Origin of the sequence: Levilactobacillus cerevisiae, assembly GCF_003946245.1 — a bacterium.
Lineage (GTDB): Bacteria > Bacillota > Bacilli > Lactobacillales > Lactobacillaceae > Levilactobacillus > Levilactobacillus cerevisiae.
In genome coordinates this window covers 36,789-62,848 of sequence record NZ_RHNN01000006.1, presented here as the reverse complement: position 1 = coordinate 62,848, position 26,060 = coordinate 36,789, and the positions used below count along the sequence as shown (strand labels likewise).

Sequence of the window (26,060 nt, the reverse complement as noted above, 5' to 3'; positions counted from 1 at the left end):
TCCTAAAGCACAACCACCTTACCAAAACTCAGCTGGCCCGTCCGCGTAACGCACAACAATGGCTTTCATGGTAAATTCATCCCTTCTAGTTCAACAATCCGTGGCTGCGTAAGTAATCCCGCGCCACCGTGGCGGCCTTTTCGTGCTTGACCGTCACCTTGTAATTCATCTTCTGCATGTCGGTCGTGGTGACCTTCCCCGCCAATTTATTCAGCGTGGTCCGCAGTTCTGGATGTTCCGTCAACAGCTTCTCGGTCATCAACGGTGCGCCTTGGTACGGTGGGAAGAAGTGCTTGTCGTCCTTCAACACAACGAGATGGTATTCCTGCACTTCGGGGTCAGTGGTATAGCCGTCGACCAGGTTAACCTTGCCGTTCGCAATCGCCTTGTAGCGGATCGACGGCTCCATGGTTTTCACGCTGGCAAATTTCAAGCCGTAAGCCTTGCTCAGCCCGGGATAGCCGTCCTTTAACTGGTGGAAATCGGGATCAAAGCCCGCGTGCACCTTGTCTTCGACCGCCACCAAATCAGAGACCGTCTTCAGCTGGTATTTCTTGGCAAACTGCTTGGTCACCGCCAGGTCATAGCCATTTTGATACTGCATTGGCTTCAGGTAAGCCATTTGATACTGCGACTTGAGCGCGTTCTTGGCCACCTGATAGGTCTTCGCCGGATTATGACTCGCCGACTTCTCCCCCTTAACCAGGGACTCCAGCACGGTGCCCGTAAACTCGGGATAAATGTCGATGGACCCCGACTGCAGCGCCTTAAACAGGAACGACGTCGCCCCAAAATTGGCCTTCGTGGTCACCTGCATGTTCGGGTGATCGTGTTCAATCAAATCCTTGTACATATTAATCAAGATTTCCGGTTCACTGCCGAGCTTGCCCGCAATCGTAATCGTGGTCTGCGGGTTCGCCAATTTCCGATACCCAGCAAAGCCACCAATCAGGACCACCAGGGTCAGGAGAACGATCCCAGCCTTTTTAAATGAGAGCTTGCCCAGCCAATCGATGGCCGCACCAAAGACCAGCGCCAAAATCGCCGACAAGACGGCCCCGATAATCAGGAGCGCATTGTTGTTGGTTTCAATCCCCAACAGGATGTAGGTCCCTAAGCCGCCGGCACCAATCAAGGCCGCCAGTGTGGCCGTCCCAATAATCATGACCGTCGCAATCCGAATCCCAGAAATAATCATCGGTAGCGCTAAGGGCAGCTCGATCCGAAAGAGTTTCATCCGCCGAGACAGGCCAAACGCCGTCGCCGCTTCCTCCAGGTTCGGATCAATCGTAGTCAATCCGGAATAGGTATTTTGAAAGATTGGCATCACCGCGTAAATGACCAGCGCAATAATTGAGGGAATCGTGCCAATCCCAACGATGGGAATCAGAATCCCCAGCAACGCCAGGCTTGGAATCGTCTGGAGGATACTGGTAATCTGGAGCATGACCTTGGCCCACCGTTCGTGGTGCATCAACAATATGGCGAGTGGGATGGCAATCAACGCCGCAATCAACAGGGAGATCAAGGACAGACTAATATGTTGGCCGATGGCATGCAAAATGTCGCCGCCCTGCGTTTTCAAGATATGCATGATTTGTGCCAACTAGTCCGCCTCCTTGTTTGCTAAATAATCGAGTAAATCCGGTGTTCCCAGCTGTCGGGCACCCTGATCCGTTGCCACGACCACCGTTGACTGTGTCTTTAAGGCTGCGGCCAGGTCACTCACTGAAGCCGTCGCCGTTAAGGTTGGTGTCGCTGTAGACGCCTCGCCATACCCCTTCGTCAACAGGTCCTGGACCGTCGTTGGCCGCGGTGCATGCTCATTTTCAAAGAAGCCCTGCACAAAATCGTTGGCGGGATGCTGCATGATGTCAGTGCCCGTTCCGATTTGTTGGATGTGGCCCAGCCGCATGACCGCGATGTGCTGGCCTAAGCGGAGCGCCTCGTGCATGTCGTGGGTGACGAAAACAAAGGTCATGTTCAATTCATGATGTAGCTGTAAAACCAGGTCCTGCAGCTGTTTTCGCGAAATGGGGTCCAACGCGCTGAACGGTTCGTCCATCAAAATCACCTTGGGTTTAATGGCCAAGGCCCGGATGATGCCGACCCGCTGCTGCTCGCCCCCAGAGAGTTCGCTGGGCATCCGGGTCGCGTACGTGTCGGGATCGAGGTCCACCTGCTGCAGGAGGGCCCGGGCCCGTTCAACTCGCTGCTTCCGCGGCCACCCAAGGGACTCCGCCTGGATCGCAATGTTATCTTGAATGTTGAGATTAGGGAAGAGTGCAATATTTTGCAGCACGTACCCCATTTGTTGACGTAATTGTTTGATATCGTAATCAATAATCCGCTTATCATCAAAGTAAATGTTACCGCCAGTCGGTTCAATCAACCGGTTGAGCATTTTCAGTGTCGTCGTTTTCCCGCTGCCGCTGGGTCCCACCAACACAAAAAAATCCCCCGTCGGAATGGTCAAGTTCAAGTCGTCCAAGGCTTGATTGCCGGCATAACGCTTGGTAACGTTCTTAAATTCTATCATGACTTCCTCCAACTCATTATTTTCTTAAATTGTCCGTTGTGTCCGCCGCAGGGATGGTGAAAATGAGACCGGATCGCTGTGGGCGGACGCCTGAAGCCGAAAGGCGGTCTTCAGGCTTACTTTGAGCCTCTTTCGAGTCTCAAAGATACCAATTCTCTAAGCGCCAAAGCCCGTCGCTAAGAGAATTCCCACGGCTTGGCTCATTTTCACCATCCCTGCGGCTAACGTTTGTTTAACCCAATCATGATGGCCTCATCTACTTAGTCATCAGTTGGTTCTGACTGGCGTAATGCCGTCATCGAAATTGGCTGCAAATTGGTTCCTGTTGTCCGTATTTTGCGCAATCCGTTCCCGGCGGCGGGTTCAAGGTGCCCTGCTGTGGGGCACGGCTCCAGCCTGAGAAACGGTCTTCCGCCTCGCCTTGAAGCCTCAAGAACCACGAGTCTCCAAGGTCGTCCCATGCTCTAGGCTGAGAAACACTCAGCAAAGACCATCGACACAGCTGGGCACCTTGACCCGCCTCTGGTCACTCACATTGACGCCTCAATGTCGTACAGTTCGTGACAAGTTAATCACCATTTTAACGGCCACAACACTACAGCCGATAATCTCACTTAATAAACACAGTCAGCTGTGACATTCTAAAAAACAGATTCAGGTCACAGAAATCTGTTTTTGTTTCTTAAAAAAGCAACAACCCTGAACCCGTTTCTGTGACTCAAATGTCATGAGTCGTCAACTCTACATTGTTGAAACGTGCGCCAAGAGGCAGCTGGCTCCACTTAAAACTGATAGCCGAACAATCCAAACCCGGGATTCTTCGGCTATCAGCCTTAATGCTCACCAGCTAACCGCCCCTTGGCCCACTCTTTCAGTATCGTAAAGTCAATTATACTAATCTTCGCCGAGAATCCTAAACAAACGGCTTACAAATTTTCTAATGCCATGCCGTCTACTTTACACGTACGAACAGCGACTGTTAATATTGAAACGAAAGACTTTTGACCCGAAAAACTTAGAAAATAAGGTGTTCACCATGCCAGACGAAATTGATCTTGCCATCATCAAACAGCTTAACCGGGACGCTCGCATCAAGGTCAGCCACTTGGCCCAGCTGGTTCACCTCACCGCGCCCGCCGTCGCTGCTCGGATTCAACGGCTCGAGGATGCCGGTATCATTACCCGCTACACCGTGGAAGTCGACCTCGACAAACTGGGGTTTCCGCGACAAGTCTTCATCCAGGTCGCCGTTCAAGACCGGCAACACGCCGCCTACCTTGCCCTGGTCAAGCGCCACCACAACGATTTTCGCCATCACTACCGCACGACCGGCCAATTTGACTACCTCCTTGAGGGCGCCTTCCAGGACCGTCACGTGCTCACTAGCTTTCTCCAAACGCTGGGCACGTTGGCCACCTATGAGGTCATCGACGTGATTGACGATATTTAACCGCTGATTCCTAGCGAAAGCACCCCGTTCGACGAGCCACATTGGTTAGCCGACTTAACTGGTCAGGCCCGGCACCAACCAACTTCCCCCACTTTTTTACGCCAGTTTCTTGACCCCTCCCGCCAAAAGTGCTGTAATCAATTTAGGCACAATAGTTTCTTTCCTTAATCAGTCATAGTATCAGGATATACACTAAATCTAAGGTGGAATAAATTATGGATGAAGTAGTCCAAGCACTAAGCGATATTATCAAATTAAATACGGTCAACGGCCACGAAAAACTGGTTGCCGATTACCTGGCCAAACTCCTCAAGCAACACGGCATTGACAGTAAGCTCATTGCCTACGAACCCGACCGTGTCAGCCTGGTCGCCGAAATTGGTGACGGCAACGGCCCCGTTGTTGGTTTTGATGGTCACGAAGACATTGTCGCACTCGGCGATGCTGCTAAATGGCAAGTTGACGCCCTTTCCGCGACCATCAAAGACAACAACATGATTGGCCGGGGCACCTCTGACATGAAGTCTGGCTTGATGGCCGGCGTCTTTGCCTTGATCAATTTGAAAGAACAAGCCGTTCCCTTACATGGGACGTTGCGTTTCATGGCAACGGTCGGCGAAGAATACGGCCAATACGGCGCCAAGCAACTCGGTGAAGCCGGCTATGCCAATGATCTCGACGCCTTAATCGTCGGCGAACCCAGCGGTGCCCACAAACAACTCTTGTTACAAAAGCCAATCCAGGCCATGCTTCAAAGCGACGAGGCGGGCGCAGAAGCCCTGTTGGCCGCTAACCAGACCAACGAGCAACACTTCATTGAACTGGCGCACAAGGGCTCTCTGACCTACACCGTCCACTCCAAGGGCGTCGCGGCGCACAGCTCCATGCCTGAAATCGGCAAGAACGCCATCACTCCACTGATTACCTTCTACCAAAAGGAAGAAGACTACTTCGCCAGCATCAAGAATTACCGCAACCCCGTCTTGGGTCCCGTAACCCCCGTCGTAACGGTCATTAAGGGTGGCGAGCAAATTAACACCGTGCCCGCCAGCGCCGATTTATCCGTCAAAATTCGGACCATCCCCGAACTGCCCAACGCCGACATCACCGCGGCTATCCAGAAAATCATTGCCGACCTAAACGCCCAGGGTGCCGAGCTCAGCTTAGACATCCTCAGCGACTTGCGGCCCATGCACACCATGGCAGACGCCAAATTGGTCACCACGGCCAAGGAGATTGGCGAGGACGTCCTGCAACAGAAACTGCCACTGATTGGCGTTCCCGGCGGCACCGATGCTTCCTCCTTCCTGGCGTTCAACCCGAACATCGACGTCATCGTCTTTGGCCCCGGGAACATCACCGCTCACCAAGTCAACGAGTACGTCGACCTGGACATGTACCACCGGTTTATCACGATTTACGAACGGTTGATTACGTCATTGTTGAAATAAGGTGGTGTAACTCCACCTGCGGCTGCCAGAGATTCCGGCTGCTATGGGGACCGCCTGCGGCCTGGGGAACGGTCCTCCGGCTCGGTTTGAAGCCTGTCCAAAACCGCCAGTCTCCAAACACGTCCCACGCCGTAACCTGAGAAAATCGCTCAGCTAACACCGTCGACACAGCTGCCTCCACCTCTGGCCTCCTCCGTTTACGATTGTTTTTCACCATAATATTACGGTGCTCATCGCTGGATTGACGGCGTTCGTCCGCGATAGTTGGTCACAGCCTAAATTTGGCTCGCGGTAAGCCGGCAGCCATAACCACTGTAACTGACAACCGCTGAAGCATCACAAAAACAAACGAAAAGGCCGCTTCCCCCAAAAGGGAAGCGGCCTTTTCAGCCTCATCACAACCCACCCATCACGCCGGGCGCCCGGTCGCGCTGGTTTCGCACCCATGATCGAAGTGCGAAATTAGTCGTCCATGACGACCTTTACGGCGTTATGGCGTACCCGCGACATTCCGTGTTGACCGGTAGTGGCAAGTGGTCCGTGAATCAGTTATTGGGGGGCGTTGGCCAGGGCCCACGTAATAGTTCCCTGGTAACGTCCGGTCATGGCAGCGCCGTGCACCCTTAGCAGAACACCCGTATCTGGCTGCCAAACACCAGCGACGTCGTACAACCCATCATCGACGCTATCGTCCGTCACGTGTGAAACCACAGGTGTCGGATTGGCCCCAAGGGGGATTGTCTGGTATTTGGTCACGTACACGGGTTGACCGGCCAGTTGGTGGCCGTCCGGTGTGGTGAACGGTGTTGCTTGCGCGAGCAACGTCCACTCTTCACCAGTTCCGCGCGTATCCTGAACAGCTAACTGCCAATCATTGGTGCGTTTAACCAGCTGACTACTGCCCGTTAACTGGGTCTCCTGAAAGCGCTGATCAGCCGAGATCGTCGCAAATTGGAGCGTGCCGGCCACCGTTATGGGGACAGTCACCGGTCGTGACGCATCGCCCAATACCGTAATGGCGACTAAACTCAGCTGATTCGTGCCGGCCTGAAGTTGGTCAGCGGTCAACGATAGGTTAAAGGTCCCATCCGCAGCGACGGGGACACTCGCGATGCGGCGGCCATTTAAGGTCGGCAACACAATTGTCGTGGGGGGTATCTCTGCGGTGGTACTTACCGTAACGTTCCCCGTTACGGTCGTGCTTGCCCCTGGTTTCAAATGGACTGAATCAAGACTAGTGACCTTAAGTTCCACGTCGGTCCCCGGATTGATGATGAATTCGGGGGTGTCCGCGGAGGTGACCCGGGCTGTGGAAGTAAACGCACTGGTCGCGGCGGAGACCGTGGTCGTGTGCGCAACCTGACCCGCATGCCCGGTGAGCGTGATTGTTGCACCGGCGTTCTCGGCATCTAATTCACTGGTTAGACGCACGGATAGGTGGCCATCTTTCACGTCGGTGGAAGCAATTGTTTGTGATGGCCGTTTTGCATTCTGGTAAGTAATCTTCCCGCCCGTCACGTCAAAGTTCTCGGGGAGCTTGAGGTTTGCCCGGATGTCCGACCACGGTTGCCGGCCCTGATGATACGTGAGCTGGTAAGCGAGTTGGAGCTGGTCACCCTGTAACACCTGGTCGCCGGTCTTGATCAAGCGGTGTCGGGTCAAGTCGGTCAATTCCACCCGACTATCCGCATCAATCAATCCCGGAATGTTTTCCAACACGACCAGATTGTTGCCAGAACGGCCTTCCGTCGCTGAGGTGAATCCCCAGCGAACCTTATTCGTGTGAAACGGGTCAATTCTTGCCGGCATAATGCGCACGGTCCTGCTAACACCCGATAGCTGCTCATCCGTTTGGGGATCACGGTCATTGAACGCGTAGGTCATCATTTCCGCCTTAGCTTCCCACTTGAGTGTCAAATGGTGCCACTGACCGTTCGCCAGAAAGTTGGGAGCGTTAACGTTGGAAATGAGACCGTCGTGGATCATGGAATAGTAATAGTCATTCCCACTGAAAAGGCCATTCCAGAAACCATAATCCGTAAAATGTTGGACGTAAGTTGTTGGCAACGCCGGGAAGTTTGAGGCAATGTGCACCGCTGGATAGCTGGTATCAAAGGCGTTGGCCTTTCCTGCCGGTTCCTTAGCTGTTTCATTATTGAAATGCGTGTCAAATTCTAGCGCCCAACTGTTTTGAATCGCCGTCCTGGGAAATTTGGCGGTAGCGCCTTGCCGGGGGTCGTTGTCGACTGCCCAGACTCCCAGCGTTTCGCCGGGAATCTGGCCACCCTTACCAGCTTGCGGCATGGCGGCTAGTCCGCGCTCGTCGTTTTGGAGGACGAACGCTAGACCTTCCGCCGCCTGTGCATCCTGGTCACCCAGGTAGAGCCACATGGACAGCGTCTGATTCTGATTCAACGCCAGGTACCCGGCATCGGTCGACCACAACGCACCAAACTGGTTGGCGTCCTTTGTCAACACTGCCACCTGTGTTCCCGGCGTTTCTGGATTTGTGCCATTGACCACGGTCGCTGAGCTCTTATTAGTCGTCTCCGTTGTGATAAACGGATTCGTTTGGTTGATCAGAATCCCTTGTGGCGCACGACTTAGCGCGTCAGTGTAGTCATCATCTGCACGGGCAACTCCCGCGCGACTCCCCAAACAAACGGCTAGTAGAATCAAGCCAGCGCTCAACCACCGTTTGAACAACTGTCATCCCTCCTATTTTGCTGATTTTTGATGACGATTGCGATAGAGCAGGTAGCCAATGACGGCTAAGAGCAATGCAATCAACAGGCCTAATACGGCGTAAAGCCAGTAGTTAGGCTGCTTGGCGGGCGTCAAGACGGTCTTGTTCAACCGCTTGACGGTCCGGTTGGCAATGGTGAAGTTACGGGTAAATTGCCAATTTTGCCCGCCAGCCTGAGCCGTGAGATGCAGGGTGTATTGCCCTGCAGGTAGGTTCTGGTTGCCCCACGGAAGACCGAAGTTAAAGTTACTGTTGGGCGCCATCCCCAGCCCACTCTGTTGTTGACGCAAGAGGGTCTGCGTCTGGCCAACCTTGGTGACTTGCGCATTAATCTTCAATTTCTGCATAATGCCAGGCTCCGGGTTTTGCAGGTTAGCCGTCACGTAGTTGCGCCGGTTGATCTGCCCCGCTTGGATCTGATGAAGCACTAGGCTCGGTGCCACGGTCTGGCGACTCTCTTGGAGCTCCAGTCCAATGGCGTAGGCGAACGCGTTTTTCACTGTAAAACGGGCGGTAGCTTTCTTCGTCTTGCCGGGCACTTGTTCAACATACACACCACCGAGAATCATTCCCCGGAGTTTCTTTGCAGGCATAGTATAGGTGAGTGTGACCTGTTTCTGGGCATTCGCGGCAACCGTTACCTTTTGGTCAGACGCCTTCGTGAAGATATCTTTGGTACCCACCTTCAATGATTTGTCTAGCTTCGGCTTCAGCTGACTGTAATCAATCACCCCGTTGTCGTTCGTCACGGCCTGATTCACACTAACGTTAAATGATTGCTGGCGGTTGCTGGTATTTCTGATGTCAATCGTTAGGTGTTGTTGCGCGCCTGGATGCGTCAAGAGGTCAAAGTAGCCGACCTTTTTACTCAACTGGTTGCTTGGTAACAGCGCTTTAACGGTATAGCCCACGGAATCCGCGGCGGCCGTCGGTACTTGGCCGGCCAACGACAACATGGCCAGTCCCATAGCAAGCAAAATTTTAAATCCCCGATTCATCACTGACTCCCCCCATCAGTCATCAGAATAACAAATTTAAGCAACGATCATTGTGGTGTCTCGCTCAGCTGCCAAGTCAACGTTGAGGTGTAATCCCCACCAAGTTGCCCAGCGGGAACGCTTAAGCTGATTTTGTTTGGCACATACGTGGCGTCCCAAACACCTAAGCCACCCTTAGCTGGCGCAGACAAAACAATCTGATTGGCACTCCCACCGTCAAGTGGGGTGCTAGAAGCCGTTGGTACGGCTGAAGGGTTACCCGTGTTCGCCGCAGCGACCGTGGAGTCACCCAAGGATAAGACCGCACCTTCCAGTGTGTCACCAGTCGTATCCGTGAATGGCGTGTTCTTGAGCTGAATTGACCAGCCAGTTGGTACCCCAGGGTTGGATACCTCTAGTGGATTGTCGGCACTGACGCCAACGTAACTGCCGTTGGTCTTGCCGTTAGGTGCTGGGTTGCTCCCAAAACTAATGTTAGGTGCGGAATCCATTGAAACCGCGGCGTTGGGATCAGTGGTGAAGTCCGCTGAAGTCGTCGTATTTTCCGTTGTGGTTGCGGAAGAACTACTACTACTGCTGCTCGTAGCGGTCGTTGCCGCTGCAGCTGGAAGCGCACTTGCAAAACCAACTCCGAGGCCTAAAACTGCTAAGCTACTCAGCAGTGAAACTTTTAATCTGCGAGTCATCATACTCACTCCTCTAAAATTTAGTCCCACAATCTACACGCGTTCGGGTGATCAGCCCCAGCTGACAAACATACCAGCCGGTCGCTGACACCCAGTGACCCGTTGTTTTTCAAACGTATCGACGCGTAAAATGCAGTCTCGTGATTACCAGTTTTAGAGTAAACGAATAGCTCCGGTAATGGTTGAGCCACCCGTAAGCTAACCAACGAACTTGTTCCGTGCCGGCCACTTGGTCCGCCGACGGTCTTACTAAGTAAATCCTTAAGTAGCCTATCGCTTGATTCAGTAATGATGATAACCGCTCTCACACAAAAAGACCAGCTTTTCGCCGGCCTTTCGTACCTAGACATTTAATGGTGAAAGTCCCCCACCGTTAGCGCTAGGAGACCATTTAACCACTCACGGGTCGCGTCATCCGGCGTGCCGGTAATCTGAAAGCCCAACGGCGAAAACAGGGCATCGACCGCCGACCACTGCACCTGGCCGTCACGGAAGAAGCTCTGGGTCAACCGTTCACGCTGTTCAGCAGTGATTGGGGTGGCCATCACGGTTAGTAAGTTCACGGCCAATTGGTCAGCGACCAACGCCGCATAAGCCGTGGCCGTCAGGGGCTTCACGATTTGCCGGGGGGTGGCTAAGGGCACGACTGGTCCTTCACGCAACAGGAGTTTTTGCCAGCGCATGATTTGACCTAACAGGAGACCGTAGAATTGCCACGGCACCTGATTGCCGATGCGCTTCAGCGTGGTTGCCGTGATGGCGGCCACGTCCCACTGCGCCTGTTGCTCGCCTTGAGCCACCGCCGTTGTCAGCCACTCGCTGAAGAAGCGTTGCACCGTGGCGTCAACCACCGGCGGCAACTTGCTTCCCTGCACCAGGTGGTAGCGGCCGAGGAGAAAGTCGGTGACTTGGTCCCAGTCGATCACGTTGCCGGCCTGTTGTTGCTTGCGGCGTTTTAGTTGGCGTAATTGTTTTAGGCGGCTCGATTTGCCGTAGTTCCCTGGACGACTCATATCTTTTTTGCTCCTTCTTTTTGGGGTTTCATTTTTGTTCGGTGCGTTAAGTCAAAAGCAGTGCTGACTGGCCGCCTGCGGCTTCCAGGTACTGCGCCTGCTGTGGGGCCGGTTCCAGCCGGAGGGGCGGGCTTCCACCTCAACTTTGAGCCGCGAAGTGCTTGCGTCTCAAAGGTTGTCCCAGGCTGTAAGGCCGAGAAGTCCGCTCGGTCTAACACCCTCGACACAGCTGGCTCCGTACCTGGCTTCCTCCGGCTCTTGGTTGTGCGTTGATGGTCACACGGCTGGTGAAACCCCAAACCAGGAGCTGGCGATAGGCGTCGCTGGTGGCGGCTAAGTGTTGCTAGCAACTGGCGTGGAACGCTTACCCATTATTTAATCGTTTATGAAATCGATTGTGGTGGCTTGGTTACCTCTTGGCCGACCGTTGACCTGATTTCCTTATCATAACGCAAATTGTGGTCGATTTGAACGGTCTCGGGGATTTAGCGCGACAAAATTAGTGGTCTGACAACAGAGATTCAATCCACAAAATTAGTGGTTAATTGTCACCTGCGGCTGCCAGAGATTCCGGCTACTGTGGGGAACGCCTGCGATTTAAGTTTCAACCTTTTAGGCCATGCAAAAAGGCCCAGTTCAAGGTACGAACCAGGCCCAACAATCTTGATTATCTATTTAAGTGAAAAAATGGGACAGCCTTGTGGCCCGCCGGAGACAGCCAGGTACAGAACCAGCTGTGTCGGTGTCCTTAGACCGAGCGGTTTTCTCGGCCTTAGGACACGGGACGACCTTGGAAACTCGCGAACTTTAGCGAGGTTTCAAGGCGAGCCTGCAGACCGCACTTTGGCTGCAGGCGGGCCCCACAGCAGGTGCCACACCTGGAAGCCGCAGGTGGATGCAGGTGGCGTACCTGGCTGTCGCAGGCACCCCCACAAACCCAGGACTATTTTTTAGCGGCGGCTTCGCGGGGCTGGTACTTCTTGAAGTAGATCACCGTCATGATGGCCAGGAAGACGACCCCCACCAGAATGGAGACCCGCGTCTCTGGATTTAAGAACATGAAGATCAAGGTAACCGCCAAGAAAGCCAGCGTGACGTAGTTGGACCACGGTGAAAATGGCATCTTGAACGGATGCGTGGCCATTTCTTTGGGATTTTGCTTACGGAACGCGATTTCACTGATGAGAATCACGAACCACGGCACCATCCCGGGCAGCACACTGGAACTGTAAACCATGACGAAAATTTGGCTGGCGTCCTTGAAGAACATCGGCAAGACCACGTTTAACACGATCCCAATCGCAATCCCGACTGAGATGGCGATGACGGAGTAAAATGGCACCCCGTGACGGTTGAGCAACGTGACTTTCCGCGGCAGTTGGCCCTTGTCAGCCAGCGTAAACGCCATCCGACTGGCACTGTAAATCCCAGAGTTGGAACCGGACAATGCGGCCGTGACCACCACGAAGTTGATGATGGATGCCGCTGCCGTGATCCCAATCTTCGCAAACGTTTGAACGAACGGCGACCCAATTTGGTTCAATTGGTCCCAAGGGTAAATGGCCACGATAACAAAGATGGCGCCCACGTAGAAAATCAGAATCCGGGCAACCGTCGAGCGAATGGCGGCCACCAGCGTGTGTTGCGGATTCTCGGCTTCACCAGCCGTGACCCCAATCAACTCAATTCCCTGATAGGACGCGAGCACGATGGCCAGCGCGTAAATGAACCCTTTGGCGCCACCGGTAAAGAAGCCGCCGTGCGTCCAGAGATTACTGATTCCGACGGCGTGACCGCCATTGCCAAAGCCAAACAGAATGACGCCCAGCCCGGCAATGATCATCAGAACGATCGTCACCACTTTGATCAGGGCAAACCAGAATTCGAGTTCCCCGAACATTTTCACGGAAATCAGGTTGGCGATACACAGGAAGGTAATCGCCACCAGCCCGGGAATCCAGTCCGGTAGGTTCGGCCACCAGAAACGGAAATACCCACCCAGGGCAATCATTTCACTCATGCCGACCACAATGAATTGGAAGATGTTACTCCAAGCCGTCAAGAAGCCAAAGACGGGATGCATGTATTCAGAAGCGAACGTTGAAAATGAGCCGGTGGTTGGGTGAACGTACAGCATTTCGCCCAGCGCCCGCATAATTAAGTATAAAAAAATGCCAGAAATAATGTACGCAATGAGGACGGAAGGACCCGTCCACTTGATGGTGGAACCAGACCCCATAAATAATCCAACGCCGATTGTACCGCCCAACGCAATCATCTGCATTTGACGGGCACTTAGTTTTCTCTGCAATCTAATTCCTTCTTTCTATACGTATGATCACGCTTGGTCCTGGTTAAACTCGTGTTTTTTTGCGCCTCCGGGCGGGTGAAAATGAGACCGGATCGCTGTGGGCGGCCGCCCGGAGCCGAAGGTCGGTCTCCAGGCTTACTTTGAGCCACTGAGAATCGTGTCTCAAAGATACCAGTTCCCTAAGTGGCTTTGCCACCAAGGGAACTCCCACGGCTTGGCTCATTTTCACCCGCCCTGCGGCTTACACTGGTTTAACCCGTGCGCAAGCGTTTCATCTAATGAACGATAATGTCGTTACTATCTGCCACCTTGTGAACAAGTATGGCATTGGTTAACTCACACAAACATGTATGATTAAAAGTTCATGAGGAAAGGTTACCTGATTTGGGTCCTTTTCGCAATCTTTTTTTATACAAATATTACGTATGTTTACGAATTCTAAGTTTCAGTATGCCGCAAATCGGGACTTGTTTCAATCTGACCCGTATACAAAAAAGGCCGCTAACGGCGGTATACCGGTAACGGTCTTCGCGAAACTTTTTACAAAACCTTCTCATAAACGAAGCAAACGTCGTCTGGATGGTAGACCCCGACAATTTGTCCCGCCTTCACGAACCCAAATTTTTCAATTAAGTGTTGCATCTTGGCGTTGTCCCGGTGCGTGTCGATCCGGATGGTTTCAGCGTCTGGATGGTTCTTGGCGATGTAGTCGAACAGGTCGCGGAACAGTTGTGAGGCGTAGCCCTTCCCCTGATGATGGGAGAAGATGGCTACCCGGTGGACCGTCACGTACTTATCGGTATCCTTCTGCCAAGCGCCTTCCAGGGTGTCATAGGCGTGGTCCGGTGCTTCAATCACAGCAGCAACGCCCAACGTTTCGTGGTCATCACTGTTGTAAATCACTGCCCGGCCGTCTTCGATATCCCCTTTGATCACGTTGCGGTTCGGGTATTCGTTTTGCCATTGGTCGATGCCGGCGTCAGCGAGTTGTTGCTTGCCGTCTTCGATGATGTCACAAACTAGGTCTAATTCTTCAATCTTTGCTTTCCGTAAATACATGGTGGTCTCACCTCATCTTAAATTTTATCTTACATTGTTTTTGGTACTGGTTATACGGTCTAGGGCAGCGCCTTACCGGGCGGCGGAAATAAACCGGAACGCTGTGGGCGGGCGCCTGAAGCCAAAAGGCGGTCTTCAGGCTTACTTTGAGCCTCTTAGCCCGAGTCTCAAAGATACCAATTCCCTAACCGGCAAAGCCCGCCGCTAAGGGAATTCCCACGGCTGAGTTTATTTCCGCCGCCCTCACGGCTTACGTGGGTGGTAACCCCACAATGGTACGTTACCTTTAATCTGGTTGCGTCCAGCCACGTGCATTTAACGTGGACGTTCTGACCAACTATGTATCTTATGCGGTCAATCTCACCGGCTGAAATCGCCTGTGGCCAACTCTCTGACAGGCCCCAGTGACGTGGCCGCCCAGGGCTTCCGGGCTATGCCAATCTGCTGGCAAAACCACAATCAAGAGCCGGAGGAAGCCAGGTCGCAGCCAGCTGTGTCGAGGCTGTTAGACCGAGCGAATTTCTCGGCCTTACAGCCTGGGACAACCTTTGAGACGCAAGAACTTCGCGGCTCAAAGTTGAGGTGGAAGCCCGCCCTCCGGCTGGAACCGGCCCCACAGCAGGCGGAGCACCTGGAAGCCGCAGGCGGCCAATCATCCACAATCCGCCCTAAAACAGCAGTTAAGCCAAAGTGCTGTTAAAGACCTGGGCGGCCAAAGCGTCGACGCGGGCCAGATCGGCATCGTCCGGATCCTGGTCGATCTTGACCGAATCCGCCACCTGCTCACCATTACTGGAATTCAGCTGGATGGTCAGGTAGTCCACGGCGCGGCCGAAGTGGATGTGTTTCTTGGAGCTGGAACCCAGGACAGCGAATTTGGTGCGCGCCAAATCGACTTCCTTCAAGTCCGCAAAGAAGTCCTGCGCCTCGTCTGGCAACTCGCCATCGTGGAAGGTGTAGCTCACCACAATGATGGCGTCGTTGGCGGCTAAATCAAAGGCGTTCACCTGAGAAATCTCCGTAATAACTGTTTGGGCTTTGGAAGCCAGTTGCGCTTGTAAATGCCCCGCAATGGCGCGATTTCGGCCAGATTGACTGGCAAATATAATCTGAATTGATGGTGTCATAAGTTAGCTTTCTCCTCAATCAATTTCAACTAGCCGCGTCACGAAGCGATTTGACGCCACTAGAAACTGCTAAGCATTATAGCCCTTTTTCGCGAATTTCCCTAGTAAAAAGCAACCGTTTGGGAGAACTTTTTTCTGGGCCCGATTTACAATTGAAGTGCAACAGTAATTAAGGGTAAACAAATAGGCCTGGAGACCTATACTTTTAAGCGACCAGACCAAAAAGAAAGAGGTATCTCCATGACCCAGTCAAATTTTACCACTACTGTTAATTACCAACAACTATCTGCCGAAGAACGTGGCTCTAACGAGAGTCTCAATGGGCTCCTTCGTGAGTTCATTCCCAAAGGCATCTCCCTTGAGAACTACGACTTGACAACGATTCAAGCTGTTCAGAACGCACGCAACCATCGCTTACACAAATCCCTGGGCTATGCTAGCGCCGCCCAGGTCTTCCAGGACATATCCTATTCTGTTTACGCTTCATCAGCCTATGTTGCATTTGGTTTGATAGGTAGGTGAAATGATGATCCTAGAATCGATTGTGCCCAATTATCAGTTTTGCACAATTAAATAAAATAAGGTATGCTGATTCTGGAATATCTGTCACCAATAACTTTACGAGGAGAATTCACCATGAAGAAAGCAATTGCTTGGTCACTAATATTGGGGGCCGCTATCAGCGGCATGGCAATAGCTCAGCGACCCCAGGATGCGCATGCAAGCTCTACGCTTGTTAAGATAGTCTCGCTGGACTCAACTGCCTACTACACTAAGAGTAAAAGATCCGCATATGTATGGAATAAAAATCATACACGAAAAATGCACAATTTAAAAAATTATCCCAAAACAACCTGGTATGCCACTGGTAAATATTCTATGAAATCTACCACCCATCGTGGTGTCTATTTGCAGATTTCAAATGGAAGCGGCAAAGCTAAGGGATACGTATGGTCAGGCTATATGAAAAAAGGCGTCAATCCAGCATATCCACAAGGCACTATCGTCGGCCCTACTGGAGTGGCAATGAGCACTTACAATGTTGATAATAAATTAAATCGACAACTATTAAGTTTGTTCCCCGGTAGTATTCCAGACAAGACATTGCAAAAGTTTGCGAACTTGGGTTACATTTATCACAATATTGGCGACGGATTCTACAACTATGGTCATCTCATGATTGGAGATGAGATTGACAGTGAGGTTGGCCTAAGTAGTCAGACTTTGATTGCCGATAAAGGTATTAATTTTAAAACATTTGAAAAAATTCAAATTGCGAAAATTTTAGAATTCAGAGGTAAGACCTTTTCTGACTTTAAGGACTACCGAATTGGCGCATATGCTTTCCCAGCCCATAGTAAATATTATGGTGAACTTTCAATCATTATGTTACCGCCCAAATGAGGGTATTAAAAAGACATGCTCAAATGCATGCCTTTTTATTACCCTCGAAATTATTGGTTACCCAAGTAACTTCTTATCAAATTTAAAAATTTTATTTGCCTTCGTTTTATCATGATCGTTAACATCGTGATAAGCAATATTGATCTGTAAATCTCCACCCAGTTGGATGCCTTCGGTTTCTATTTTCCATGGAGTCCGCCACTCCGAATTACTCAAGAAGACGGTAGAAGAACTTGTTTTATTGCCCAAATAAAACTTAGAAACAGATGGCGTGGCTCCAGGGGCCCCACTGGAAACATAAATTGCATTTCCATCAGACAACTCAAATCCTTGAATTGATGAGTGACCTAATTGATTCGTGAAATTTGGAATATGAAAAGCACCTTGCTTCTTCACTTTGCTGAGATCAACATGCCCATGAGAGCTGTCTACCTCGTCCATTTTTCCACTTAACATTGCCAGGTCGTAAAGTGCAAAATGCATTGTGCCACTTGTATCTAGTCCAGCAGTCAGCAGCTTTGTCTTACTGTAATTAATAGCACCCTCGACTCGTTTCATTTTAAATGAACCGACATCAGTGGCATAATTAAGATGTGATAGACGTGTAATGCTCGTATTATCGTCGTACTCTACTCCATTAACGAATTTTACACGACCCAACTGCGTATCCCAAAATTCAGTGCCATTTTTGACACCTTTTAAATCTCGCAACCAACTAGGAATATTTAAGCATTTTGACCATCGTTCTCTGGCCGCACGTCGTCGAGCGCAAGCCCAACGGAAGATGAATGACGTCGCACTTGAGCTGGTGGATGCGGCGCTATCTGCCGGAATTAAAGCACGTTACGTTCTGTTTGACAGCTGGTATACGTCCCCACACATGTTTGCTGAATTGTTAAAACGTGGTCGGTATGGCATTGGTATGTTGAAAAAGTCTAAGAAGGTTTACTTTCGATACCGTGGGCGTCAAATGGACGTCAAGACCTTGTATGACCAGCTTCGTCGAAGTAAGTGGCCGACCAAAGAGCACTATCTGTATAGCCCAATCGTCATGTTTGACGTCGCTGGTCAGGTGATGCCAGTTAAGCTAGTTTTCGTTACGAAGAAGGGAACGGCTAACGATTATCTGGTCTTAGGAACCACCCAAACTGGACTGCACCCACAAGAAATCATTCAAATGTATGCTCGTCGCTGGCAGATTGAAGGCTATTTCAAAGTGGCTAAACAGTATCTCCAGTTTGATCAGACACAAATTCAAAGCTACGACGGGCTTTGCGGTCACATAGCTGTGGTCTTAATGGGCTATGATATTTTGGCATTAGCTCAAAGAGAAAACCTAGATGATCGAACTTACGGCGATTTATTTTACGAGTACAGTCGACCCTTACCGGACATAAAATTTATCAATGCGTTAAACTGGCTGATGAAAACCTTAACTGGTATAGGTAAAAAGCTTGATATGAACGAGGAAGTTCTCAGTGTTGTTTTCGATGAATTTATAAAAGCCTTACCTAATAATCTGACCAGATTATTAGGTAAGGCTCGATGATGCCAAATGACTAAATTTACTAACTCCAGTCTAAGCGTCCCAAGGGCTGAAGGCTATTTGAGTACTTTCAACCTTTAGAAACAATACCTGAACTCTAATCAATTGTAGCTGTCTCTATTGCAAGTGACTAATTTGTTCTTGTAATTTGCGAATTTATAAACATTATATTGATGGCAAACTCGTTTCTACCGAACATCAGTTTTGCACAATCAACTGAAATAAGGTATGCTTTCCTCAGATTCAGAATGCCAAATAAGCCAAAGGAGCTTGACACATGAAAAAAATACTTGTTAATTCACTACTAATAGGTGCCATAATCGGGGGAATGACCAGCTTACACTTAGCAAACGCTCACGCAGCAGCATACAAGGTTTCAAAGATAACAGCTATGGGCCCTACTTCGTATTACGCCAAAAGCGCTAAAAGTGGCTATCTATGGGATAAGACTCACACGAAGCGTCAACATAATCTTAAGAATTATCCTAAAACGACTTGGTATGCTACCGGAAAGTACACCATGAAGTCTAAAAAAAATAGTGGCGTTTATCTGCAAGTTAAGAATGGTAGTGGCAAGGCTAAGGGGTATGTCTGGTCCGGTTACATGAAGAAAGGTGTCAACCCTGCTAACCCACAAGGTACGATTACCGATCCGTATGGTGCGTCTATGAGCGTCTACAACGTGGATGACAAATTAAATAAACAGTTGATTAGTCTATTCCCAGGGACGATACCGGATAAGTCGTTACAAGCAGCCGCAAATTTTTTCTTCATGTATATTGGTGGCCAAGGTGACAACTATACGAGCGTTATTGAAAAGGAAGTCGGATGGGAAAATGAACCGTCAGTAACTCGATTCGGTTCTAGCATCTCTCTCAAAAAGTCTGATAATTTCATCGTTTTAGAAAAGGAACAAGTGAAGAAACAGTTGTCTGAAAGGAATAAAAATTTTCTGGATTTTAAAGGCTATCGTATTGGTGCTTATGCGTTCCCTAAACATAGCAAAAATTATGGGGCATCAATAATTCTCTTGATGCCGTCAAACTAGCTACAAAATACCGCAAACCCCAATTTATGGTTTGCGGCATTTTTGATTTTTAACATCTAGTCCAGTAATTAACCGAGTAAATGCTTATCCACTTCGTAAACGTTATTAGCGACCGTCGGATTACCTTGACCAATTTGATGGTTAGCTACAGTAATGGACAAAGTGCTCCCCAGTTGAAGTCCTTCGGGTTCGGGAAAGAATCCATTCCAATCACTATGACTAAGAGAGATTAAGCTACTACGAGTCGTGCTATTCCAATAGAACTTAGAAATAACCGGTGCTTTTGCATCAACGCCACCACCAGACACGTAAATTGCTTTTCCGTCAGATAGCTCTAGCCCCTGAATAGATCCATAACTATTGGCAGCTTTAGCAAAAGATGGGATTACTTTCCCAAAAAGACCGCCCTTTACTTCCGACAAAGATTTTTGTCCGTGCGTGCTCTCAACCCGATCCAAAACGGCATTGATTTGCGCAACATCATAGAGTACCGGGTGCATCGTGTCATTAGTGTCAATTGAGGCAATAAGAATCTTTTTCTTGTCGGTACTGACTGCTGCCTCCAGTCGCTTCATCTTAAAAGACGTCGGGTACGCAGAACTGATGTTGGACAAGCGCGTTACGCTGGTATTACCCTCGTGCACCTTCTTGTCAAAAGTGATCCGTGCCACCTGATTACTCCAACTAGTCGTTGCCTTTGCGCTTCTAGTTGTTACTAACCAATATGGCTCTTTATTCTTCCCTTCAAAAAAATCAAGGGTTTGGCAGTGACCAAAGTTATTAAAACGGGTGACTTCGGCCCCCTTAAAGTTAACTTCTGATACTCCAGATCCTGGTTTTAAAGCTCGAGAAATAATCATATTTTGCTGTTGATCAACTAACTGTTGAACGTAAATATACTTTGCGCCAATATACGTCTTTTGAACCGCGACACCACGTAAACCCTTTAATCGATACAACAATTTTGGAGTTGCCATTTTAAATTCTTCCTTTCAGAACGAGTAATGTGTTGTTAGTAAATGAACATTGGCCGACGTTCATTTACACTGCTTATTGGCTAACCAACACCTGTATTCTACGAAGAATTCATGAGCTAGAATTGCTAATTTGTTGCTGTTAAAAGAAGATAATTGATATATATAAGGATTTTTTTGGCATAATACGCGAATTTCCCCGGGACTAAGCGCTATAATACAGACGTACTAGCAAAAAACCTTTCAGGACGAGTGATGTTTGTTAAGTACAGGTTGTTAAGCGGACGTTGGCCGACGTCCGCTTTTTTCTGTTATAAAGGGGCAGTACATCATTTTGGGGAGGCTGCTGAAAGACCCCCGACTATCAAAAAAGCGCTACCTGAATGAAATTTACATTCTGGTAGTGCTTTTTTTACGGAAGAAAATTTTCTGGTCTCGTTTTCAAAATTCTACCAATATCCGGGGCTAATTCCCGGCCTTTCGCAATCGCAACCGCTCTCTAAAAAGAAAAAACACCCGTCAGTGCTTACCGGATGTTCTCATGAAATTCTTATTAAAACGATAAATTATCAAATTCATCTGCGGCCATCACGTTGGGAACCCCAGCAACGCCAAATCCATTTAGTTGCCGGAATTCTTGGCGGAACTGCTGGTAACCGGGTAGGTCAGTCGTGAAGTTTGCGTGCGTGATTTGGGGCATGAGCGCCTCGACCGCGTCTTGGACCGTTGTGGCCAGCTCCCTGGCATCTGGCCGTAAGCGGCCCCGGCTGTCCATTTCCCGGTGCGTGCCGTAGACCATGTCGCGGAAGAGCCGGTCGATGTGGTCGATTGGCTGCTCGTGCCCGCCCAGCGCCTGTTCAACCTGATACAACGCCATGCAGTAGCGCGAGAAGCCCGGAATCACCACGGACGCCTTAGTGGTGACGGACCGGTTGACGCTGACCAACGCTTCGCCACCGGTGGGCGCGAGTTCGGCCTGTAACCGGCGACCACTGGCCTCCGCCGCGCGTTTTGCCTGACCCAACGTCCCATCGTGATAAATGGGAGCCGTCACGCGGGGCCCTTCATAGGAAAAGAGAATCGTTTTGAAATTATCCGCCAAGACCCCGGCCGCCTGAAGCGTGTGGACCCAGAGTTCCCAGTCTTCGCCGCCCATGACATGGTTGGTGGCCGCCACTTCGGCCGCCGTTGCCGGGTCCAGCGTGGTGCTGACCAACCGCTCGTGTTCCAAATCCAACGTGTCGTCGGTGACTGGTTCACCCAACGGCTTAATCACCGAGCGCCAGACCTCATCCGGATCAGTCGGATTCTGCCGTTTAGGCGCCGCAATCGAATAGACTAGCAGGTCGATCTGACCACCGAATTTTTCCTTGATGGCGGCGATCACGTCGCGTTTCGTTGCTGGCAAAAAGACGTCGGCGTTCACGTTTTCCGCGAGAATCCCCGCCTTGTCAGCCACTTGCTTGAAGAAAACCTGATTCCACCAGCCAGCGGTGCCCAAGAAGTCCGGTCGTGGTGGGCGTTCATAGCCCACGGACAACGTCGCCGCGCCCGTGCCAAAGGCCGCTGTGATCCGGCTCGCCAGGCCATAGCTTGAGGAGCCACCGAGAATCAGGGCGTGCTTGGCCCCCATGTAGGCACCGTGATCCACGACCGTTTTAATCTGGTTGACCATCATCTGTTGCAGTCCTAAAGGATTTACCGAGCGGGCCACGTTACCCTGAATTTTTTCCGTGAGCGTCAGCTGAGTCATACCGTCGTCACCTTCCTAAGTCATTTCCTCTAAGGTACCACTTCCAGCCGGGGTGACGGTAGGGATTTGTCTTGATTCACCGTCTTTCTAGTCGACTGCGTGGGTAGTCCCTATCTGAAAATTAGATTTTAATTAGATTGTAATTAAGCTATAATTATTTTACAACTTAGAAAATGATTTTTTTGCGTCCTAGGAGGTTGCCATCATGCACTTACATAACTATTTCCGGCTCGCGGGCAAGCTCGCGGTCGGCTTACTCATCCTGATTCCTTGCGCCTCCGCGATTGAAATTGCGGTGTCCTACCTGCTACAACTGATCACGGATTCCGTCACGGGGCACGGGAGTTTGGCGTACAGCGCGCTGATTGCGCTAGTCGTGGGCTACATCCTGCTAGACTCCGCGACCTACTTCGTTGAAGCCTACACGGAACAGGTCACCCTGAACCGCATCATTTCTGCCGTTCGCAACCGCTTGATGCAGAGATTTTTGCGCCAAGACACTGGTGTGACCCATGACCGGCAGCAGTTGACCACCCGCTACAACAATACATTTACCACCACGGTCGACGTCTTGCGGTCCGATTACCTTCAGGGCAGCGTCAACGCTTATAAACAAATCTGCCAACTGGTGATTGCCCTCACCCTTTCCGTGATGATTCAGCCCCTGCTGAGCCTGATTATCGTGCTCCTCTGCCTGCCCGCACTGGCCGTCCCCTTCCTGCAAAAACGCATCCTGGCAACCAACAAGCGCCATATTTTAACGGCGGGGGAACGCTACACGCACCAGCTCCAGGACATGCTAAATGGGCTCCGAACTATTCAATTGTTTCGGCTGCAGGCCCGTTTGTTCCAACGCTTTCAGACGAAAAATAGCCAGCTGCTGCACGCCCAAAATCGCGATCAGCTCAAGCGCAAGCAGGTCGGTGGTATCAGTCAGCTGCTAGATAACGTGCTGTACCTGGGCACCTGGATTGTCGGTATCTATTTCGTGATGCATAAGGCCGTGACGTTAGGCCAACTGGTGGCGTTTTCGCAATTGATGATTTTCATCGCGGAACCCATCCAATCCGCGTCAGGACTCCTAGCCGACATCGTGGGTGGCCGGGAAGCTGCCAAGACGATTGCGCCCTCACTGCGGGCCGCTGCGCCAGAGACGGCGATGCCAGTGACTGCCGCGTTTCACGACTTGACCTATGACAACGTGTCCTTGACGATTGCGGACCAACCGCTCCTACAACACATCAGCTTGACGTTTGCGGCCGGTCACCACGTCCTCATCGTGGGCAAGAGTGGTAGCGGTAAGTCCACCTTGCTCAACCTGCCACTGAGTCCCCACACCACCTTCAGCGGGCGCCTCACCTTGAACGGCACGGAGACGACAGCGCTGTCGCCAGCCGACCTGTTCGCCCAAGTGGGTCTGTTAGAGCAGACCAGTTACATTTTCAACGATACGATTCAACACAACCTCACCCTTTACGACTCACAGTTTAGCGACGCCCAAGTCACGCAGGTGCTCACGCAGGTCGGCTTGACCGACTACGCCACGGCGGCCGGGCGCCAGCAACTCATCAGTGCGCAAGGCAACACGCTGTCGGGTGGTGAGAAGAAGCGTTTGGCGATGGCCCGCCTCTTACTTCACCGCCACGGCCTGACGTTCTTCGATGAGCCGCTGACCGGACTCGACCCGCACACGGCCCACGACATGGTGGCCCTCCTGACCTTGCCGGACACGCCAGCCTGGGCAACCATCACGCATCAATACGACCACCAGCTATTCGCCTTCGCTGATGACATCGTGATTGTGAGCGCTGGACGACTGGTGGCACGAGGCGCCCTACAGGACCCGGCCATCCAAAATGGCTTAGCCCAACTCGATTTGATTTAAAAAGCACCACCTGGGGTTTAACCAATCACTGGTTAACCCTCAGGTGATGCTTATTTTTAACTTAATCCGTGAAATCGGATTCCGCCAGTAACTTGCGGACCTCATCCGTCGTGTGAGTCTCCATCATCGCGTTCCGTAAACTAGCGGCGTTGCGCTGGTTGCGCACGTAAATTTTGAAGAAGCGCTTGAGCGATGGGAAGCGGGAGGTGTCGAACCGCTTTTCAAAGTCGTCGTACAGGTCGAGTTGGTAGTTCAACAGGCCCAACAGCTCCTTGATGTCGTGTTCCTTGGGTTCCTTTTCAAAGGCAAAGGGGCTGGTGAAGATGCCGCGGCCAATCATGATGCCGTCCACACCCGGGTGGTCCTTAGCCAGTTGCACGCCCTCTTGGTAATTTTCAATGTCACCGTTGATTTGCAACAGAGTGTCAGGAGCAACCTCATCCCGCAATTTCACGATGTCGTCGATCATTTCAAAATGGGCAGGCACGCGGCTCATTTCTTTTTTCGTCCGCAGGTGAATCGTCAGTAGTGGGATGTCCTGGTTAAAGAGGAACGTCAACCAATCGCGCCATTCATCCAGCCGACTGTAGCCCAGCCGCGTCTTGACACTGACGGGCAAGTCCGCCGTCTTAGCGGCCGCAATCACAGCGGCGGCGGTGTCAAAATTGCGGATCAGGTCGCTGCCCCCATGGTTCTTGATGACGGTGGAATCCGGGCAACCCATGTTCATATCAATGGCCTCATAACCCAGGTCCTTCACAGCCACAGCGGCGCGCGCAAACGCATCCGGATCGTTGCTCCAGAGTTGCGCAACCGGCATATGCGCTTCTTCAGGCGCCACGTAAAGCCGCCCCTGAACGGTGAATTTCGCCTTGGGATGCGTCACACTGATGGCATTGGTGAATTCTGTAAAAAACACATCGGGTGCCGCAGCCTTGGCCACCACCCGCCGAAAAATAGCGCTAGTCACGGCCTCCATTGGCGCCAAGCTAAAGAACGGCCGGTTTTCGGCCTTAGCGTGGTCCGCAATATTTTGCCAGTAAGCTGAATCAGACACGATAAAATCTCCTTGTTTAGATAAATTTGATGTTTAGTCCGGTATAGTGCAGTCCATCCATTTTACCACGTTTGCCGGCGAAAGCTAGGAAAAAGAATTGCATGTAAAACCTAGGTTGTGGGTTCGCCCTCGCCTCCGGGATGGTGAAAATGAGACCGGACCGCTGTGGGCGGCCGCCCGAAGCCGAAGGGCGGTCTTCGGGCTTACTTTGAGCCTCCTAACCCGAGTCTCAAAGGTACCAATTCTCTAAGCGACCCAACCCGTCGCTAAGAGAATTCCCACGGCTTGGCTCATTTTCACCATCCCTGCGGCTAACATAGTAGTTGGATATTACTGTAGATTTGCTATCTACCGGCGTTGGTGTTGTTCTGTTCACTGGCAACGTAGCGGTCATCAAGTTTGTGTGTGCCAATTGAACAATCCGACTGGCATCTGACCGGCTACTCTCGAATTGTAGCACCATGTCTGATGGACACTGCTAATCTATAACCCGAATTATAATTAGGTTCATGGAATTGACAGGACAACCAAGGCGGACCTGAGGCTTCAAATTTTTTAGCAGAAAAGTTAGCCCAAGCGCACCAAGCAACTTCTTTACATCCTCACTGAGCTCTGACAATTCTGACTGGGTTCATCTGGTATTTATTATCTTAAGACGTTTCAACTGTGCCAGTTGTAACAGACAAAATAAGACGTAACCAGTCATCTTCACGACAACTGGTTACGTCTTAAAATTAATATCAACTAGACCAATCACAATCTACGAGCGCCAAGCCGCACACCTCGACCACCGTTGTTGCGCGCACTAGCTTCCCGGGCTAACGCCATGTCAGCCGCAGGGATGGTGGAAAATGAGCCAAGCCGTGGGAATTGCCTTGGCGGCGCTAGCCGGTTAGGCAATTGGTATCTTTGAGACGCGCTTCTCAGCGGCTCAAAGTAAGTCCAGAGACCGCTCCCCAGGCTCTGGACGGCCGCCCACAGCGATCCGGTCTCATTTTCCACCATCCCGGAGG

The 26,060-nt window shown here is 51.1% G+C and carries 19 protein-coding genes and 1 pseudogene; 7 read left to right on the top strand and 13 right to left on the bottom strand.

Annotated features, from left to right (window positions below):
* Positions 1-85 precede the first annotated feature (85 nt).
* The gene (locus tag EKM99_RS03750) at positions 86-1,606 is read right to left on the bottom strand and encodes an ABC transporter permease/substrate-binding protein (RefSeq protein WP_125581090.1); all 1,521 of its coding nucleotides are present in this window, start codon (positions 1,604-1,606) and stop codon (positions 86-88) included.
* Positions 1,607-2,539: an ABC transporter ATP-binding protein gene (locus tag EKM99_RS03745; protein WP_125581089.1), complete on the bottom strand. Its 933-nt coding sequence runs from the start codon at positions 2,537-2,539 to the stop codon at positions 1,607-1,609. It abuts the gene before it with no gap.
* Between the two features lie 985 nt (positions 2,540-3,524).
* On the opposite strand from EKM99_RS03745, the gene EKM99_RS03740 reads away from it, so the two are divergent.
* Positions 3,525-3,989: an Lrp/AsnC family transcriptional regulator gene (locus EKM99_RS03740; protein ID WP_225419773.1), complete on the top strand. Its 465-nt coding sequence runs from the start codon at positions 3,525-3,527 to the stop codon at positions 3,987-3,989.
* A 215-nt stretch (positions 3,990-4,204) separates the two neighbouring features.
* On the top strand, positions 4,205-5,440 hold the full coding sequence (locus EKM99_RS03735) for an ArgE/DapE family deacylase (RefSeq protein WP_125581087.1): 1,236 nt from the start codon (positions 4,205-4,207) through the stop codon (positions 5,438-5,440).
* Positions 5,441-5,989: 549 nt separating this feature from the next.
* Here EKM99_RS03735 and EKM99_RS03730 read toward each other — a convergent pair.
* From EKM99_RS03730 to EKM99_RS03700, 7 genes are all read right to left on the bottom strand, one after another.
* Positions 5,990-8,146 (bottom strand): WxL domain-containing protein, encoded by a 2,157-nt coding sequence (locus EKM99_RS03730; protein ID WP_125581085.1) that lies wholly within the window; start codon positions 8,144-8,146, stop codon positions 5,990-5,992.
* Positions 8,147-8,158: 12 nt separating this feature from the next.
* Positions 8,159-9,184 carry a DUF916 and DUF3324 domain-containing protein gene (locus EKM99_RS03725; protein ID WP_225419772.1) on the bottom strand — a complete coding sequence of 342 codons (1,026 nt, stop codon included), beginning with the start codon at positions 9,182-9,184 and terminating at the stop codon, positions 8,159-8,161.
* 47 nt (positions 9,185-9,231) lie between these two features.
* Positions 9,232-9,873, bottom strand: a complete 642-nt coding sequence (locus tag EKM99_RS03720) for a WxL domain-containing protein (protein WP_225419771.1) — start codon at positions 9,871-9,873, stop codon at positions 9,232-9,234.
* Between the two features lie 347 nt (positions 9,874-10,220).
* Positions 10,221-10,883 (bottom strand): hypothetical protein, encoded by a 663-nt coding sequence (locus EKM99_RS03715; RefSeq protein WP_125581081.1) that lies wholly within the window; start codon positions 10,881-10,883, stop codon positions 10,221-10,223.
* 943 nt (positions 10,884-11,826) lie between these two features.
* Positions 11,827-13,194 (bottom strand): amino acid permease, encoded by a 1,368-nt coding sequence (locus EKM99_RS03710; protein WP_125581079.1) that lies wholly within the window; start codon positions 13,192-13,194, stop codon positions 11,827-11,829.
* Between the two features lie 540 nt (positions 13,195-13,734).
* Entirely contained in the window at positions 13,735-14,253 is a 519-nt protein-coding gene (locus EKM99_RS03705) for a GNAT family N-acetyltransferase (protein ID WP_125581078.1), read from the bottom strand.
* 680 nt (positions 14,254-14,933) lie between these two features.
* Positions 14,934-15,380: a flavodoxin domain-containing protein gene (locus tag EKM99_RS03700; protein WP_125581076.1), complete on the bottom strand. Its 447-nt coding sequence runs from the start codon at positions 15,378-15,380 to the stop codon at positions 14,934-14,936.
* Between the two features lie 240 nt (positions 15,381-15,620).
* On the opposite strand from EKM99_RS03700, the gene EKM99_RS03695 reads away from it, so the two are divergent.
* A complete protein-coding gene (locus tag EKM99_RS03695; protein WP_125581074.1) occupies positions 15,621-15,902 on the top strand; it encodes a hypothetical protein in 282 nt (93 codons plus the stop codon).
* Between the two features lie 114 nt (positions 15,903-16,016).
* Positions 16,017-16,784, top strand: coding sequence for a D-alanyl-D-alanine carboxypeptidase (locus EKM99_RS03690; RefSeq protein WP_125581072.1), 768 nt, complete (start codon positions 16,017-16,019; stop codon positions 16,782-16,784).
* A 57-nt stretch (positions 16,785-16,841) separates the two neighbouring features.
* Here the strand turns inward: EKM99_RS03690 and EKM99_RS03685 are convergent, their stop codons facing one another.
* Positions 16,842-17,495 (bottom strand): helveticin J family class III bacteriocin, encoded by a 654-nt coding sequence (locus EKM99_RS03685; protein ID WP_125581070.1) that lies wholly within the window; start codon positions 17,493-17,495, stop codon positions 16,842-16,844.
* Positions 17,496-17,508: 13 nt separating this feature from the next.
* Between EKM99_RS03685 and EKM99_RS03680 the strand changes: the two are divergent.
* Both EKM99_RS03680 and EKM99_RS03675 read left to right on the top strand, forming a co-directional pair.
* A pseudogene (locus tag EKM99_RS03680) lies at positions 17,509-18,333 on the top strand (IS4 family transposase); the annotation flags it as partial.
* A gap of 274 nt (positions 18,334-18,607) precedes the next feature.
* Positions 18,608-19,378, top strand: a complete 771-nt coding sequence (locus EKM99_RS03675) for a D-alanyl-D-alanine carboxypeptidase (protein ID WP_125581068.1) — start codon at positions 18,608-18,610, stop codon at positions 19,376-19,378.
* Positions 19,379-19,446: 68 nt separating this feature from the next.
* Here EKM99_RS03675 and EKM99_RS03670 read toward each other — a convergent pair whose 3' ends face one another.
* Positions 19,447-20,355, bottom strand: coding sequence for a helveticin J family class III bacteriocin (locus EKM99_RS03670; RefSeq protein ID WP_125581066.1), 909 nt, complete (start codon positions 20,353-20,355; stop codon positions 19,447-19,449).
* Positions 20,356-20,905: 550 nt separating this feature from the next.
* A complete protein-coding gene (locus EKM99_RS03665; protein WP_125581064.1) occupies positions 20,906-22,105 on the bottom strand; it encodes a trans-2-enoyl-CoA reductase family protein in 1,200 nt (399 codons plus the stop codon).
* A gap of 205 nt (positions 22,106-22,310) precedes the next feature.
* On the opposite strand from EKM99_RS03665, the gene EKM99_RS03660 reads away from it, so the two are divergent.
* Positions 22,311-23,990, top strand: a complete 1,680-nt coding sequence (locus tag EKM99_RS03660) for an ABC transporter transmembrane domain-containing protein (RefSeq protein WP_125581062.1) — start codon at positions 22,311-22,313, stop codon at positions 23,988-23,990.
* A gap of 61 nt (positions 23,991-24,051) precedes the next feature.
* Here EKM99_RS03660 and EKM99_RS03655 read toward each other — a convergent pair whose 3' ends face one another.
* Positions 24,052-25,047 (bottom strand): tRNA dihydrouridine synthase, encoded by a 996-nt coding sequence (locus EKM99_RS03655; RefSeq protein WP_125581060.1) that lies wholly within the window; start codon positions 25,045-25,047, stop codon positions 24,052-24,054.
* Positions 25,048-26,060 lie beyond the last annotated feature (1,013 nt).